The organism is Pseudomonas sp. KB_15, assembly GCF_052114525.1.
Classification (GTDB): domain Bacteria; phylum Pseudomonadota; class Gammaproteobacteria; order Pseudomonadales; family Pseudomonadaceae; genus Aquipseudomonas.
On the sequence record NZ_JBFREX010000310.1, the window covers coordinates 1 to 389 of the forward strand.

1 protein-coding gene is annotated in these 389 nt (G+C 68.1%); it reads left to right on the top strand.

Annotated elements, in window-relative coordinates; all coding sequences use genetic code 11:
* Positions 1–15: 15 nt before the first annotated feature.
* The coding region (locus AB4Z35_RS31035) for a GntR family transcriptional regulator (RefSeq protein ID WP_442101302.1) at positions 16–389 on the top strand (374 nt) is incomplete at its 3' end.

The window sequence follows — 389 nt, forward strand, 5'->3', positions numbered from 1 at the left end:
GTGCAGGAAGGTCTCGTGCGGCGTCATCGTGGCCTGGGGACCTTCGTGAACCCGCATCCGGTGAAGCCGGCCGCCACCGAAGAGCGCACCACCAGCCTGCTCGGCAACATCATCGACATGGGCGAGAAGACCGCCGTCAAGGTGATCTCGATCGACGAAGTGCACGCCACCCCCGATGTGGCCGAGGCGCTCAAGATCGAACCGGGCGACCCCGTGGTGAAGGTCGTGCGCGTGCGCCACTACCGCGACCGTCCGCTCTCGCATATCACCGTCTACCTGCCCGTGGACCTGGGCCGCCCGCTGCAACGCAAGGATCTGGAAGGCACGCCGATCCTGCGCCTGCTGGAGGCCGCCGGGGTGGAACTGGGCCGCGCCAGCCAGGTGCTGAC